This is a genomic window from Lysinibacillus sp. 38-6 (genome assembly GCF_046245175.1).
Taxonomy (GTDB): domain Bacteria; phylum Bacillota; class Bacilli; order Bacillales_A; family Planococcaceae; genus Lysinibacillus.
In genome coordinates, this window is the sequence record NZ_CP176417.1 from 1,734,014 (window position 1) to 1,749,873 (window position 15,860).

The following is a 15,860-nucleotide window of genomic DNA, read 5'->3' on the forward strand; positions in this document are numbered from 1 at the left end:
GAAAAGCTTCTCTGCAATATCTGTGACATTCGATGAATTACTTGATTCAGTCAGAGTGTAACCTACAAGTATGAATGACAAGTAAATCCTCGCTGATTGAAGTGAAAGACTTCCGCTAACATCAAACTAAAACCATTTCGGTATAAAGATTAGTAAACCGATTATAGCACTGAATACCGCAAATACAAGTACCGCACCCGCTGCAATATCTTTTGCTTGCTTGGCGAGCGGGTGAAGTTCTGTTGACGCTAAGTCTACAACTCGTTCGATTGCGGTATTCACCATTTCAAGCGCAAACATCAGTGCTATTAATAATAGCACAATAAACCATTCTACTCGCGATAAACCTGTGAAAAAACCAGCAATTAAAACGATGACCGCACTAAGCAAGTGGGATCGAAAGTTTTGTTCTTTCCATGCTGTTAATATCCCTTCAAAAGCATATCCAAACGAACGAACATATTTGCGGAAATCCATTTAGTCACGTCCTAAGCCGTAAGATTGTAAAATCTCCTCTTGCTTGCCGAACATCACCTTTTCATCTTCAGGCACCATATGGTCATAACCTAGTAAATGCAAGAAGCCATGGACAGCTAAAAAGCCTAATTCACGCTCAAACGAATGTCCATATTCCTCAGCTTGCTCCTTTGTACGATCCGTTGAAATGATAATATCACCTAAAATACGTGGCATCCCTTCAAATGTTACTTCCATTTCTCCCTCGCCTAATTCCTCTAAAGCGAACGATATCACATCTGTTGGTTGGTCCTTCCCGCGATAGTCTCGGTTAATTTCTCGAATAGCTTCGTTCGTTACAAAGGTTACGGATACTTCTGTTTCCGGTTCAATATTCTCCACTTTCGCAGCATGTTGTAAAAGCTTTTCTACAAGCTCCTTGTGTTGTGCTGTTACTTCATTTGTTTCATCTGTAAAATCAATCGTTAAAATCATTCGTGCCTCCTACTTATCTGCCTTTGGATATTCTATACGTGAATGGAAAATCCCATTCAGCGTCTCACAAAGTATTTGCTCTATACATTTTAACTCTTTTATTGAAATATCGCATTCATCAAACTGATGATCTTGTACACGATCGTCAATAATGGCACGCACGAGCTTGTGAATTTTCTCAGCATTTGGTTCTTTCATCGAACGAACTGCCGCTTCCACACTGTCCGCTACACTAATAACTGCGGCTTCTTTCGTTTGTGGCTTCGGTCCAGGATAACGGAACTTCGCCTCCTCAATTACTTTGCCCTCTTCCTTCGCTTTATAAAGGAAAAATTTCAGGAGACTCGTACCATGGTGTTGTAACGCGATATCAATAATCTCTTGTGGCATTTTATAGCGTCTAAGCATTTCTGCTCCATCCGTAGTATGTGCAATAATAATTTCTGCACTTGTTTCTGGCGGCATCGAATCATGCGGATTCATACCGGCCATCTGATTTTCAATAAAGAAAGCAGGTCGCTTCGTTTTGCCGATATCATGATAATAACAGCCGACTCGCGCGAGCAAGCCATCTGCACCAATCGCTTCACATGCAGCTTCAGCTAAATTCGCCACCATGACACTATGATGATATGTGCCCGGTGTTTCCATTAAAAGCTTTTTCAATAATGGATGATTCGGATTGGACAGCTCAATTAAACGCAATGTCGATAGTAAACTAAAGGCCGACTCGAAAAATGGTAATAACCCCATTGTCAGCGCACCAGATAAGAGTGCCGATAAAATCGCAGCTATTAAATAAAACGATAGCTCAGACAACCCATACGATGATTGTGTCATTAGTAAATAAAATGCGATAAAGCCCATATTGACTAGTGAAATCACCGCGACCGCCTGCATAATATGTGAACGCTTTTCTACACTACGCATAAAGAATAAGCTTGCAAAACCGCCAAAGATAATATACAAAGTTATTTCCATTTGCATAACGGAGGAATAACCTTCTTGGAAAATAACCCCTGCTGAAGCTGCTGTCATGACCGTAACTAGGACTGCCGTACGGTCATCCGCGAGCAGACGCACGAGCATTGTCGCTAAAGCCGTCGGGAATAAGAAAGCGACCGTTACATCAAAACCATCTGCTACTAAGCTAATAATTTTCATAAGCAGGATAGAAAAACTATAGACAATTACTGTTACGAGTAATGCATTGCGCTTTTTACGTGCTTCTATTTCCCAACGATCAAATAAAATGTACATAAAGATCATTTGAAGGAACGTTAAAATAATTAATCCTGCAATCGGCTTCATTGATGCTTTATTGCTCACCATGCCAAGCAGCTCTAATTGACGATACGCTTCATTATCAATAATTTGACCTTCCTGTACTATAATTTGTCCTTGAAGAATTCGCGTAGATTCAACGCTTTCTTTTGCTTGCTCTATTCTCACTTTCGTTTGTTCTTCATTAATTGTTTCATTTTCAACAATACTTGCACGTCCAATTAATACGACTGTGCTTAAAATTTTATCGGGATAACCGCGTTGTCCTCGAATTTTTGTTTCAAAATCATTTTGAGCCGCTAATACATTTTCTTTGCGAATGGATTTTTGTAAATATTCTTGGACTAGTTTTGATAGTTGCACACTTGTTCTCTTTAAATCTGCTTCACTTTGTTGTAACAAACCTTCGAGCTGAGCATCTGTAAAGATAACAGGCATTTGGTCTACATCAATTGATTCTAATTTTTTTCGGAGCTTTGCCACTTGATCGACAGGTGCATCAGGATCTTTATTACTCTCAACATCCTTTTTCACTTCAAGCACATAATCAAATAAAGACGTCACGATTGCTACACGTTGTTTAGCAACGTCTTCTGAAAACTGATAGACGGGCGTCACTGCGTTAGCAGCTTTTTCTCGTTCCTGTTGAGTCTTCACTGTATCTTCGATTGTTTTCGTCGACCGTACTGTTTCTGATGCAAGTTGTAATGGTTTAAAATCATATGTAACACCCTTCACATTGCCATACATAAATGTAAACTGTAATGCGCCTGTAAGGATGAGAACGACAATCAAAAAGTAGCGAAACCCAATAAGCTCCGTAATTTTCTGAAGTTGCTTCTCCATTTGGCACCTCCTCTATCTATCTTCTATCATACCAATTCAAAAAACATTTTTCCCGAAAAATGTATAAAGAAAGCAAAAAAACAGCTATACGCATTCGTATAGCCGTCATATTTCTATTTATTTATCACTTTTTACCTATTTAAACCGCTGAATATGTCGCTTCGTTTTTGGTACAGGTGATGGCAGTTGATTTCCGCTGCGGGCGGGCACTTTCCGCGGGCACAACGTAAGCCGCAACCGTCGCTGTCGCGCCGCCTGTTGCGTCTTATGTTTTGTGCTGTCCCCGCTGGAGTCATCCGTCCTCCGCTTCGCTTTCGGTACAGACTTTTTTTCGTTGTACCTGTCACTTCGCTTTCGGTACAGACTTTTTCGTTGTACCTGTCGCTTCGCTTTCGGTACAGACTTTTTTCGTTGTACCTGTCGCTTCGCTTTCGGTACAGACTTTAACATAACCGCCTTTAGGCGGTTATGTTAAAGTTGCTGATCCTCGTAAGCTTTGATGATTTTTGCTACGACTGGATGGCGCACTACATCGCCTTGCTCCAAAATTTGGAAGTGTATCGAACTGACATATTTTAATGTGCGCTCTGCAACAATTAAGCCAGATTCCGTATTTTTTGGTAGGTCAATTTGCGTTTTATCGCCCGTAATGACCATTTTCGAACCAAAGCCTAGGCGAGTTAAAAACATTTTCATTTGCATATGTGTTGTATTTTGTGCTTCATCTAAAATAACAAAGGCATCATCTAACGTACGTCCACGCATATAGGCTAATGGCGCGATTTCGATCGTTCCTCGCTCAATTAGACGTTGCGTTTGTTCGGCCCCATAAATATCGTTTAACGCGTCGTAGAGTGGGCGTAAATAGGGATCTACCTTTTCCTTTAAATCACCAGGCAGGAAGCCAAGTGACTCTCCCGCTTCCACTGCAGGACGTGTTAAGATAATTCGTTTTACATGCCCATTTTTAAGCGCTTGCGTAGCCATTACTACCGCTAAATACGTTTTTCCGGTACCTGCTGGACCAATACCAAAAACAACGTCTTTGTGACGAATCGCTTGTATGTATTCTCGTTGACCTATTGTTTTTGCACGAATCGGCTTGCCTTTAGTCGTGCGTGCAACTTCCTCATCGTAAAGTTCTGCAAAGTATTCTACTGTCCCTTTTTGTGTCATTTCAATTGCCGTAGCTACATCACGCTGATCAATATTAATGCCTTTGCGAATCACTTTTAAAAGTGCATGTAAAAGAAATGTCGCTTGTTCTTTTGCCTCTTCTTCACCAGCAAGTTGAATTTGCTCACCGCGGGTAATGATATGGACATGAAGTGCCTCTTCAATTAATTTCATATTCGCATCGGAAATACCTAGTAGCATGACTGCTTCATTTGGATTATCCACTTGTAATACAGTTAAATGTTCTGACATAATCATTCTCCTTGTGGCCCTTGTATTGGACTTGCAATGTTTTCATTGACTAAAAATAGAACTTTCCCTTCAACTGTACCATTCCCCCACTTCGCCTGTAAAAGGTTTTCTTTCTTAATTACCGTTTTTGCAGGGAGTGATTGAAGCATCTTTTCGTGAAGTAGCGGCATGAGCAGAGTGTCTATTTTTGATTCATCTAATGTAATTTCCATCGTTTTGGTTTGCTGCTCTTCCACAATTGAAACATAGGGGTCAAGCCAACTTGGCAAATCTTTCTTTTGCACATAATCAACTGCCTCTTTATGAATCCCCTTCACAACGACACGCCATTGCTTTTGTTGTAAAGATTCAATGGTTAGCTTCGTTGGGATTTTAAATGAGCACTCTAGCCAGTAGTCTGCAAATACCTCTCCCTTTGCCCCCACAAAGACATGGTCGTCACCGCTTTCAATAACCCCGCTAACGAGCACATCCCCCTCATAGGCTGTATCATTGACGGAAATTTTCCGCTCGCCGTGTTGAATATTGAAATTAGTAATAACCCCACTTTTTGTAGCAACTAAATGGGTCGCTAGCTTCTCCGTGGTCAATTCCGTTTGCTTTGGCGATTCCTGTGGTCTAAGAATCATGCGACCACCATGTTTTTCAATATGCACCCATGCTAAATCTCGATGTTTTTCTAACAGGCTCTGCCGTATAACTGCATCGGATGGTACTGCTTTTTTCTTCATCGGTGTTTCTATCTGGAATGTTTCTTGAAATGTTTTCTCTATTTGTTGTTGTAACTCTGGTGTAGCGGCGACAATATCAACACGCCAAACGACTTGCGCACATAATACAGGGATTAAAACCATGACAAACAGTCCGAGCAATGTCCATAATTGTGCCCGAAAAACTTGCTGCTCATCTGCATAATGTACTGACATTTTCAGCCGATAGCGACTACGTATACGGCGAATTTTTGATAAGTACCCCATATTCGTTTCAAATGTAACCTCTTGCTCCCGAAAAACAACACGTTTTAAAGGTATTTGCTGTGCGTGCAACGCTTGAATAAAAGGATGAACATTTTCATGACGCTTTATACGTATAATGATTGGTCGATTGTTCCACATTATTTGCTCACACCCATATCTTTAGTCATTTTTACATGTAGTTCTTGTAAGTCCTCTACTGACAGGTGGAGCATTTCTTCTTTGATTGCATTTATAACAACGGATGTTCCACGCACGATAATATGATAATCCGCATAAATAAAAGAGCATGATGTAGCATCCGCATGTAAAAAGCGATAAGGACCGATAATTTTTAATGTTTCATACTGTGATAATTCAAGTAGTGGCGTTAATTGAAATAATTTTTTCATAAAAAAATGCCTCCTTCTTCGGCAATATATGCGCCAAAAAAGGAGGACATGCTAGTTATTTTCGTTTTGCTTTTGGTGGACCTAAAATTTCCGCCATCACTACTGCTTGCATCAATGCTTTTTTTGAATTTGGTACTTGAAATCCATTGCTTGACACTGCAACTGGACGGTCATTTTTCCCAGCAGCCAGACGACCAAGGGAAGGTCGCTCGGTTTTACGACTAGATGGCTCCGTCGGAATAAGGGGTGGCGCTACATAGCTCGGAATATGCTCCTGCACTTTTGGTTGCACTGGTTCCACACGCTTTTCCTGAACCTCTGTTGTCGTCATGTCCCCTAAAAATTCACGTGCAAAATCTTCAAAGCTTTGCTTTTTAGTAGTTGGACGATGTTGCGTCGGCTCATCTACTTCCATATGAGCGGAAGGTTGAGCAGATTTATTGAAAGGGGGCATTGATTTTTGTTCGTTATTATTTTTTAATTTACCGAAAAGAGAGGTGACTATGCCAATAATTGCTATTATAATGAGCTGTTCCATTTGTTAGCACTCGCTCCTTTCCGTAAGTTATGCTTTTGGTTCAGTTGGGTCTGCTTTATCTGTACTTACTTTTGAAATGGAGTCACGCATAGCTGTATCCGCTTGAATATTGCGGTAATTCATGTAATCCATAATACCGAGATTACCTGAGCGTAAAGCTTCTGCCATCGCTTGTGGTACTTCCGCTTCCGCCTCTACTACTTTCGCTTTCATTTCTTGAACGCGGGCAATCATTTCTTGCTCGTTTGCTACGGCCATCGCACGGCGTTCTTCCGCTTTTGCTTGGGCAATATTTTTATCTGCTTGCGCTTGTTCAATTTGTAATTCTGCACCGATATTTTTGCCGATATCAACATCCGCAATATCAATCGATAAGATTTCGAATGCTGTACCAGAGTCTAAACCTTTAGATAATACTGTTTGGGAAATCATATCAGGATTTTCAAGAACTGTTGTATGACTTGATGCACTACCGATTGTCGAAACGATCCCTTCACCTACACGGGCAATAACTGTTTCCTCACCTGCACCACCGACTAAACGTTCGATGTTTGCACGCACCGTAATACGTGCTTTCGCCTTTACTTCAATCCCGTTCATCGCCACACCTGCAATAAATGGTGTTTCAATTACTTTTGGGTTAACTGACATTTGTACTGCTTCTAATACATCACGTCCTGCAAGATCAATCGCAGCACAACGTTCAAACGATAATTCAATATTTGCACGGTGAGCAGCAATTAGTGCATTCACAACACGGTCAACATTACCACCTGCTAAATAGTGACTTTCCAACTGATTAATGGTTACTGGTAAACCCGCTTTATGTGCTTTAATTAACGGATTGACGATACGTGAGGGAATGACACGACGTAAGCGCATCCCGATTAATGTAAAAATACTAACGCGGACACCTGCTGCAAGTGCAGAAATCCACAGTGCCACTGGTACAAAAGTAAAGAATACCGCGACAACAATAAATAGCAGGACTAGCCCGACAATTGGTCCCATAAGAGCTAAATCAAATCCCATATTGTTATTCCTCCATCTCTTTTTCTGTTTGTCTCACGACAATGCGTGAGCCTTCTACTTTAATTACTTCTACTTTTTTACCAACATCAACATAGCCACCTTCTGATACGATGTCGATACGTTCACTACCAATTCGCATTGTGCCTGCTGGACGAAGCGGTGTAAGCGTTACACCTACTTTTCCTAACAATTCTGTGCGATTAATGTTCGATACATACCCCTCTTCCGTTGTCGTTGCATCCATTAACACTAATTTGTTTAGCACATGCATTTTTTTACCGAAAAATTTCATCAGGATCACCATTCCTATTATGGCTACTACAAGCGCAATAAAAATCGACACGACCATTTGCATCATGTTTGCACCTGCCAGCAGCAAGCTAAATACTATAAGCACGCCACCTAAAATTCCAACAATGCCTCCGGGGACAAAAAATTCAGCAATGACCAATGCTAACCCAGCTATGAAAATTAACAATGTTTCATAGCCTGCAAAGCCAGCCACCATATGACCGAAGAAAAATAATCCGAGTGCTGATAACCCCATTATACCCGGAACACCAAAGCCAGGCGAATAGAGCTCCATAACAAGCCCTAAACTCGCAACCGATAATAAAATCGGTACAATAAGAGGGTTGGTAATAAAGCGAGCTACTTTTTCAGCAAAGGTTGGCTCAATCGGTACAATATCACTACCTTTTAAGCCCGTTTTTTTTAACAGCTCTTGAAAATTAGCAACCGTTCCTTCAGAATATTTGACCTTTTCAGCCTCTGAAGCCGATAACGTTAATAAATTCTCGCCTCCAGCTCGATATTCTGGCAATTCAATTGTGGAATCAGCCATGGCCAAGGCATATTTTGGATCTCGTCCAGACGTTTCGGCAGCTGCCTGCATTTGCGCCAGCCACGCGCTATGAGCCTTGTTGTCTGCTGCATTGCCAGCCGAATCAATAACTGCCGCTGCGCCAATTGTGCCGTTGGGAACCATATAAATTTCATCTGCATGTAAGGCTAAAAAAGCACCAGCTGAATGGGCATCTTTATTAATGAAAGCAATGGTGCGTATCGTAGAGGCATCCATCAGCATCGCAATATCACTAGCTGCATTAACGAATCCACCAGGCGTATGTATGTCCAGTATGATCGCTTCTGCATAGTTTTCTTGTGCCTCTTTAAAAGCTCGTTCTAAAAATGCGTGAAGTCCACGTTCCACTTCATCATGAATCGGGACGTGATAAACCTTGCTACTTGCAAAAGCAGTAGTCAATGGAAACGCTACCAAAACCGTTAACCAGATGACGATAATATAGCTAAGGATTCTCCTTTTCCGCATCTTTTTCCCTCCCTTCTAACATGCTTCTCTACTGTATATACGACTGACCTTGTAAAAAGTTTCACAAAATCTTGTTTATTTTTATTATACAGTGAATTGAAAATAAATGACGCAATTTTGCCTTCGTTATAAATGAAAAACCGAATGAAATCTGGACAGACTTCATTCGGCCTTGTTAAAAAATATGTACCGCAAAAAGGAGCATCATGCAAAATACCCGGAATTAATTGCGTATGCAAATAATTCCAGGTATATCATTGTCTGCTCAGTGAATCATACAATTGCGTGTTTTGAACGTAGGGATTTTTAATGGGAAATTAAATTACCACTTACGTTTACGTGCAGCTTCTGATTTCTTTTTACGTTTTACGCTAGGTTTTTCGTAGAACTCGCGCTTTCTAACTTCTTGAATTGTACCACTTTTTGATACAGTACGTTTGAAGCGGCGAAGAGCATCTTCAAGCGATTCGTTTTTGCGAACGACAGTTTTTGACATCTCTCTTTCCCTCCCTCCGAACACACGTCAATACACAATGCGTGTAGGCTAATAACCTACTGTTGTGTACTAAAAAATTATACCGTATTGTCTTATAACGGTCAATAGAAAGTATTCAAAATCGCGTAGAGAATTTTTAACACCCTTTGTATTTGGAATGGAATGGGGCTTTTAAGCCAACAATACCGTAAATTTATTTTTATGAATAGCTATAAGTTAACTGTTATTGACGTTTTCATCTTTCGTTAAAAACGCCCTTGGGTTATTTAACAGTTAGGAGATATCGATGAAAAAATTAATCAATTATTTAAGTCCACCCAAAATTCTTGTCCTTGGTTTTGCTACGATTATTTTGATTGGTGCCTGTTTGTTAACATTGCCCATTGCAACTGAGGATGGCAATGGACTCCCATTTTTAAATGCATTGTTTACTGCTACGTCTGCAACCTGTGTAACGGGCTTAATTGTAGTCGATACAGGCGATACATTTACGTTGTTTGGCGAATTAGTTATTTTGAGTCTCATCCAAATCGGTGGCTTAGGTTTTATGACGTTCGCAACATTACTGTTTTTATTATTAGGAAAAAAAATATCTTTAAAAGAGAGGCTATTGTTAAAAGAAGCCTTTAATAATATTTCAATCGCCGGCCTTGTCAAATTAGTAAAAAGAATTCTTTTATTTACAGCCTTTATTGAAATAATTGGGGGCCTAATTTTATCAATTCGTTTTTCCTTTAATATGCCTGTTGGCAAAGCATTTTATTTTGGCTTTTTTCATGCTATCTCGAATTTTAACAATGCAGGCTTTGACTTAATGGGCAATTTTCAAGGATTAACTGCCTATGTTGATGACCCATTTGTTGTGTTAACGATTTGTGCACTTATTACAATTGGTGGTTTAGGATTTATTGTGATGAATGAGTTATATGAATATCGTGACACAAGGCGTCTTTCAGTTCATTCCAAAATTGTACTATCCACTACCGTTATTTTAACTGTAGGATCGACTTTTTTAATATTTTTGTTTGAATTTGGTAATAGTAAAACGTTCGGCAATTTATCGGGCATAGGCAAAATTTTAGGATCATTTTATCAAGCTGTGACGCCAAGAACCGCTGGATCTAATACCCTACCTATCGGCGATCTGACGCACTCCACATTGTTTTTAATAATTTTGTTAATGTTTATCGGTGCTGGCTCTGGCTCTACTGCTGGCGGTATAAAAATAACTACCTTCGCCGTTTTAAGTGCTACACTATGGGCACAACTTAGAGGGAAGGAAGATGTTGTGTTATTTCGTCGTAGAATCGTCGTTGACACGATATTAAAGTCATTAACTGTCGCCATGTGTGGTGTCATCATTGTGGTGTTCGTCACCATCTTCCTAAGCCTCTCAGAACAAAAGCACAGCTTTATGATGTATTTATTTGAAGCCACATCAGCTTTTGGTACGGTTGGACTTTCCATGGGTTTAACACCTGAGTTAACTCCTGCTGGACGTATTCTCATCATGTTTACCATGTTTGCAGGTAGAGTGGGTCCTTTAACAATTGCTTTTGCCATTTCAAAACGACGGAGGCCAGAAGCATTCCACCATCCAAAAGGAAATATTATGATTGGTTAACTAATTACAAGGGGTGCACATAACTATGACAATCAACCAATATGCCATTATCGGGCTAGGAAGATTTGGTGTAAGTGTTGCTAGACGGCTAAATGAAGCAGGTCAACAAGTGCTTGGCATCGATGTCAATGAGGAGCGCGTGGAAGATGCCGAGCCATATGTAACACATGCAGTCGTTGCGGATACGACTGAAGAAAAAGCATTAACCTCGATTGGAATAGGTAACTTTGATTGTGTTATTGTAGCGATTGGTAACGATATGCAATCAAGTATTTTAACGGTTTCCCTGCTGAAGGAACTTGGCATAAAAAAAATTATTGCAAAAGCTCTTGGTAAAAGACATGGGCAAGTGTTAGATAAAGTAGGAGCCGATTGGATTATCTATCCTGAGCGCGATATGGGTGAGCGAGTAGCGAATCAACTGCTCTCGCCCAATATGCTAAATTATATTGAATTGTCAAAAGAATACAGTATAGAAGAAATTATGATCCCAGCAAAAATGGCCGGACAAAATTTACGTGATTTGGATTTACGGGCGAAATTCAATGTTAGCGTCATCGCAATCGTTAGAGAGGGCAATATTATTATTTCCCCTTCTCCTGAACAACTCATTGAACAAGAAGATATTTTAGTCATGATTGGTCATCGAAAAGACCTTACGCTTTTTTCAAATATCGAATAACTATAAATAAAACGGCTGTATCGATACAACCGCTCCTTCTGTTTAAAATATTTTCTTCGTGTTGCCATCGTCTTTTAAAATTTCTACCGCTTCTCTAAAACGTTGCGAATGAATGATTTCCCTTTCTCGTAAGAAAATTAAACTATCATTCAAATCTGGGTCATCTGATAAATCGATAATCCATTGATAGGTGGCACGTGCTTTTTCTTCTGCCGCAATATCCTCATAAAGGTCAGCAATCGGATCCCCTTTTGCTTGGATATAACTTGCAGTAAATGGCACACCCGCGGCATTTTGATAAAACAACGCCTTATCATGGTTGACATAATAGTCTCCAATGCCCGCTTCTTTTAATTGCTGTGGTGTGGCATCTTTCGTTAGTTTATAAATCATTGTTGCAATCATTTCGAGGTGAGAAAACTCTTCCGTCGCAATATCTGTTAATAAACCTACTACTTTATCAGGTAGCGTATATCGTTGGTTCATATAACGTAATGCCGCAGCCAACTCGCCATCAGCACCCCCATACTGCTCTATTAAAAACTTTGCTAGCATCGGGTTACATGTACTTACTTTTACTGGATATTGGAGCTTTTTTTCATAATACCACAAACATCGTTCCCCCTAATCCAACTATTTTTCATAACAATGCGTTAAACTTGCCAAGGCCACGGTGTGTCCACCCAATTAAATGGATAATTAGAATAGCTTCTGCCGAAATTCATAAGCGGTCCAAATTTTTGCTCAAAATCTATTTTTAAGCGCATACTCTTTTCAGCATTTTCATTAAATTGTGCGATCGCCGCATAATCTTGTGGATGGGTATCTAAATACAAATTTAATTCAACTAACACAAAATCAACGGCTTGGATTTCCTCAAGAAGCGTATAAAACTCTGGTGGCATTTTTTTACTCACCTTTCACCCCACCTCTCTCCGGATTCGGATACGGGCTAAAAAATTGAGGCCATAATGTTCCAAACTTCAGTGCTTCTTTAGCCGTTTGAAATTGCGGTAGTCCCGGTGGCTGAAAGCCTATATACAATTGCGGAGGTGTGGCATAACTTTTGACTTCGATCGGTTTACAAGGGTCAAACGGGCTGATATAAGGACGCCAATATTTATATTGCGTAAACATAAAAATCCTCCTTTCTAAAGGCAATACATCATTCGAGTATATGTGAAGGAAAAATGTATTATTCTACAGACAAATTGCCCATAAACAGTAAAAAAAATAGTCTACTAGGAGAAATCCCCAGTACACTATTTTTCTTCATACCACTATATATGTGAAAATTAATAATTAGAATCAGCAATTAAGCCTTTCATAATGGCTACACCAGAACTTGCCCCAATGCGAGTCGCACCAGCTTCAACCATTTTTTGCATATCCTCTAAGCTGCGAACGCCACCTGAAGCTTTAACACCTAGCTCTGGGCCAACTGTTTTACGCATTAAAGCAATGTCCTCTGCAGTTGCTCCGCCAGTAGAGAAACCTGTTGACGTTTTCACGTAGTCTGCTCCTGCTGCCACAGATAATTCACACGCTTTTACTTTTTCTTCTTCCGTTAGTAAGCACGATTCAATAATGACTTTTACAATGGCACTGCCTTTTGCCGCTTCGACTACTGCCGCAATATCCGCTTGTACTTGTTCGTAGTTTCGATCTTTTAATGCCCCAATATTAATGACCATATCCACTTCTTGCGCGCCATTTTCAATGGCATCTTTTGCCTCAAATGCTTTTACAGCTGATGTATTAGCGCCTAAAGGGAATCCAATAACCGTACAAACTAAAACGTCTGAGTTTTGTAATAGCTCGCTGCAATATTTTACCCACGTTGGGTTTACGCAAACAGATGCAAAGCCAAATTCTTTTGCCTCTGCACATAACTTTTCAATTTGTTCTTTCGTCGCTTCAGCCTTTAATAATGTGTGATCAATCATACTTGCATAATTTGTTTTCATTTAACAAGCGCTCCTTCTAACTTAAGTTGTCCGTACCTCTCTGGAATAATAACATGTTTTGACGTTTCCGTCTAATAAACATAATCTTTTCCATTGTTTGTACAGCATAGCTAAATTTTATATTGCCCGTTTCCACTGCATACTATCAAAAAAAAATTGCCCATCTGAACAGATAGGCAATTTTAAAATCATTATTTGACAGTTTCTAATAAGCGCACAAATTGCCCTTTTGAATGCGGGTAACCTGCTTGCGTAATTTTGACCTTCACCAGTTGGCCGATTAAGTTTTCAGGCCCTTCAAAAACTACTTTTAAGTAATTGTCAGTATAACCTGTTAATAAGCCTTCTTCGTCACTACCATCGTGAACAAACTCTTCTGGAATTACTTCTAACACTTCATTTTCAAAACGAGATGCATATTCCTTTGCCAGTTGGTCATTAAGTGCGATTAAGCGGTGAACGCGCTCATTTTTAATATCCTCGTCGATTTGATCTTCCATACGAGCAGCTGGTGTGCCTGTACGCGGAGAGAACGGGAACACATGTAATTCGGAAAATTTATGGTCACGAATAAAGTTGTAAGTTTCCATAAATTCTTCTTCCGTTTCGCCAGGGAAACCAACGATGACGTCAGAAGTAACCGCTAAATTAGGTAATGCTTCATGCAATTTTGTTAGGCGTTCGCCGAAAAATTCCATTGTGTATTTACGTCGCATTCTTTTTAATACTGTATCCGAACCTGATTGAATCGGAATGTGTAAATGATTAACAACGATGTTCGATTCGCGTAACACATCAATTACTTCATCCGTTAGTTGGCTTGCTTCAATAGAAGAAATACGTAAACGTTTCAAGCCTTTTACATTCGCTTCTAAATCACGTAACAACTGCGCAAGGTTATAGTCTTTTAAGTCTTGTCCATAACCGCCCGTATGAATACCTGTTAGTACGATTTCAAGGTAGCCGGCATCCACTAATTGTTGTGCTTGGTTCAGTACTTCTTGTGGGTCACGAGAACGCATTAAACCACGCGCCCATGGAATAATACAAAACGTACAGAAGTTATTGCAGCCTTCTTGAATTTTTAACGATGCTCGTGTGCGGTCAGTAAAGGCCGGCACATCTAATTCTTCGTATACACGATTTTTCATAATATTGCGTACAGCATTAATTGGTTGACGCTCGTTGCGATATTGTTCAATATAACCAAGTAATTTCGTACGATCTTGTGTACCTACAACAATATCAACACCAGGGATTGCCATAATTTCTGCTGGTGACGTTTGGGCATAACAGCCTGTCACACAAATAACAGCATCTGGATTTTGACGTACTGCACGACGAATCACTTGACGTGATTTTTTATCGCCTGTATTCGTCACTGTACATGTATTAATGACATAAACGTCCGCTTGATGATCAAACTCCGTACGTTCATAGCCGTCTTCTTTAAACAGCTGCCAAATCGCCTCTGTTTCATAGTGATTTACTTTACAGCCAAGTGTGTGAAAAGCCACTTTTGACAAGGCTAAACACCTCTTTCATTCAAATTCATAAGATATTGCAGAAAGCGCATATAGTGGCGCTGTTTCTGCACGTAAAATTCTTGGACCAAGAGACATGGTTTGCGCGCCGGCTGCCAATAACATATCCGCTTCCTTACGCGCAATCCCACCTTCTGGACCGAAGATAATAAGGATTGATTTCGACTTCTTATCATACACGTTTTTCAGCTTATCCGCAAACCTTGTGCGTTTTTCCGCCTTTGCATCTTCTTCATCTGCAATAAATACAGCATCAAACTCACTTATTCGCGCAACAAGCTGTTTAAAATGAATGGGTTCATAAATTTCTGGAATGTGTGTGCGATGGGATTGCTCCGCTGCCTCTTTTGCAATTTTTTGTAAGCGCTCCTGTTTTTTCGCACCTTTTTTCACGTCCCATTTCACAATGGATCGTTCCGCTTCAAATGGTAATAAAGCATACATGCCCAGCTCCGTTGCTTTTTGCGTAATAAGCTCTAGTTTATCGCCTTTAGGTAACCCACATGCCACTGTTACACGAACAGGTAGTTCCGGAGAAGGAATAGTTTGACCTGTCGCTTGCACGAGGACCTCTTCATTTTCAAATGCAGTAATCGTGCAAATATATGCTGTGTCTTGTGCCACAACGATGATTTCTCCGCCTTCCTTCATGCGCATAACACGCGTAATGTGGCGCGCATCTTCACCTGTAATGCGAGCGGCATCAATTGCTGTGTCAATAAAATAACGTTGCATCGTTATCACTCCTCATGATAGAGAAAACGCCAAA

18 protein-coding genes are annotated in these 15,860 nt (G+C 40.2%); 2 read left to right on the plus strand and 16 right to left on the minus strand.

The window, feature by feature from the left end; all coding sequences use genetic code 11:
- Window positions 1-126: 126 nt before the first annotated feature.
- The 10 genes from ACKVEV_RS09020 to rpsU form a co-directional block, all read right to left on the minus strand.
- Window positions 127-477, minus strand: a complete 351-nt coding sequence (locus ACKVEV_RS09020) for a diacylglycerol kinase family protein (RefSeq protein WP_409370055.1) — start codon at window positions 475-477, stop codon at window positions 127-129.
- The gene (ybeY, locus tag ACKVEV_RS09025) at window positions 478-951 is read right to left on the minus strand and encodes an rRNA maturation RNase YbeY (RefSeq protein ID WP_409370056.1); all 474 of its coding nucleotides are present in this window, start codon (window positions 949-951) and stop codon (window positions 478-480) included.
- A 9-nt stretch (window positions 952-960) separates the two neighbouring features.
- Window positions 961-3,081, minus strand: coding sequence for an HD family phosphohydrolase (locus tag ACKVEV_RS09030; protein WP_409370057.1), 2,121 nt, complete (start codon window positions 3,079-3,081; stop codon window positions 961-963).
- A 471-nt stretch (window positions 3,082-3,552) separates the two neighbouring features.
- Window positions 3,553-4,509, minus strand: coding sequence for a PhoH family protein (locus ACKVEV_RS09035; RefSeq protein ID WP_409370058.1), 957 nt, complete (start codon window positions 4,507-4,509; stop codon window positions 3,553-3,555).
- Window positions 4,510-4,511: 2 nt separating this feature from the next.
- On the minus strand, window positions 4,512-5,624 hold the full coding sequence (locus ACKVEV_RS09040; RefSeq protein WP_409370059.1) for a sporulation protein YqfD: 1,113 nt from the start codon (window positions 5,622-5,624) through the stop codon (window positions 4,512-4,514).
- Window positions 5,624-5,875 (minus strand): hypothetical protein, encoded by a 252-nt coding sequence (locus ACKVEV_RS09045; protein ID WP_409370060.1) that lies wholly within the window; start codon window positions 5,873-5,875, stop codon window positions 5,624-5,626. The genes ACKVEV_RS09040 and ACKVEV_RS09045 overlap by 1 nt, the downstream gene beginning before the upstream one ends.
- Window positions 5,876-5,930: 55 nt before the next feature.
- A complete protein-coding gene (locus tag ACKVEV_RS09050; RefSeq protein WP_409370061.1) occupies window positions 5,931-6,413 on the minus strand; it encodes a hypothetical protein in 483 nt (160 codons plus the stop codon).
- A 27-nt stretch (window positions 6,414-6,440) separates the two neighbouring features.
- Entirely contained in the window at window positions 6,441-7,424 is a 984-nt protein-coding gene (gene floA / locus ACKVEV_RS09055; RefSeq protein ID WP_402925628.1) for a flotillin-like protein FloA, read from the minus strand.
- A 25-nt stretch (window positions 7,425-7,449) separates the two neighbouring features.
- Window positions 7,450-8,778, minus strand: coding sequence for an NfeD family protein (locus ACKVEV_RS09060; protein ID WP_409370062.1), 1,329 nt, complete (start codon window positions 8,776-8,778; stop codon window positions 7,450-7,452).
- Window positions 8,779-9,100: 322 nt separating this feature from the next.
- Complete coding sequence (gene rpsU, locus ACKVEV_RS09065; protein ID WP_004227078.1) at window positions 9,101-9,274, minus strand: 30S ribosomal protein S21; 174 nt, start codon at window positions 9,272-9,274, stop codon at window positions 9,101-9,103.
- A 286-nt stretch (window positions 9,275-9,560) separates the two neighbouring features.
- Here rpsU and ACKVEV_RS09070 point away from each other — a divergent pair, with 286 nt between their 5' ends.
- Window positions 9,561-10,898 carry a TrkH family potassium uptake protein gene (locus tag ACKVEV_RS09070; protein WP_409370063.1) on the plus strand — a complete coding sequence of 446 codons (1,338 nt, stop codon included), beginning with the start codon at window positions 9,561-9,563 and terminating at the stop codon, window positions 10,896-10,898.
- 25 nt (window positions 10,899-10,923) lie between these two features.
- The gene (locus tag ACKVEV_RS09075) at window positions 10,924-11,580 is read left to right on the plus strand and encodes a potassium channel family protein (RefSeq protein ID WP_409370064.1); all 657 of its coding nucleotides are present in this window, start codon (window positions 10,924-10,926) and stop codon (window positions 11,578-11,580) included.
- Between the two features lie 42 nt (window positions 11,581-11,622).
- On the opposite strand, the gene ACKVEV_RS09080 is transcribed toward ACKVEV_RS09075, so the two are convergent.
- The 6 genes from ACKVEV_RS09080 to ACKVEV_RS09105 all read right to left on the minus strand — a co-directional run bounded on the left by ACKVEV_RS09080 (window position 11,623) and on the right by ACKVEV_RS09105 (window position 15,826).
- Window positions 11,623-12,192 (minus strand): manganese catalase family protein, encoded by a 570-nt coding sequence (locus ACKVEV_RS09080; RefSeq protein ID WP_409370065.1) that lies wholly within the window; start codon window positions 12,190-12,192, stop codon window positions 11,623-11,625.
- A 41-nt stretch (window positions 12,193-12,233) separates the two neighbouring features.
- A complete protein-coding gene (locus ACKVEV_RS09085; RefSeq protein ID WP_409370066.1) occupies window positions 12,234-12,497 on the minus strand; it encodes a spore coat protein CotJB in 264 nt (87 codons plus the stop codon).
- On the minus strand, window positions 12,490-12,717 hold the full coding sequence (locus ACKVEV_RS09090; protein ID WP_409370067.1) for a spore coat associated protein CotJA: 228 nt from the start codon (window positions 12,715-12,717) through the stop codon (window positions 12,490-12,492). Before ACKVEV_RS09090 ends, ACKVEV_RS09085 begins: the two co-directional genes overlap by 8 nt.
- Window positions 12,718-12,875: 158 nt before the next feature.
- Entirely contained in the window at window positions 12,876-13,547 is a 672-nt protein-coding gene (gene deoC, locus ACKVEV_RS09095) for a deoxyribose-phosphate aldolase (RefSeq protein WP_409370068.1), read from the minus strand.
- Between the two features lie 191 nt (window positions 13,548-13,738).
- Entirely contained in the window at window positions 13,739-15,073 is a 1,335-nt protein-coding gene (gene mtaB, locus ACKVEV_RS09100) for a tRNA (N(6)-L-threonylcarbamoyladenosine(37)-C(2))-methylthiotransferase MtaB (protein WP_409370069.1), read from the minus strand.
- A 15-nt stretch (window positions 15,074-15,088) separates the two neighbouring features.
- Entirely contained in the window at window positions 15,089-15,826 is a 738-nt protein-coding gene (locus ACKVEV_RS09105; RefSeq protein ID WP_409370070.1) for a 16S rRNA (uracil(1498)-N(3))-methyltransferase, read from the minus strand.
- Between the last annotated feature and the right edge of the window lie 34 nt (window positions 15,827-15,860).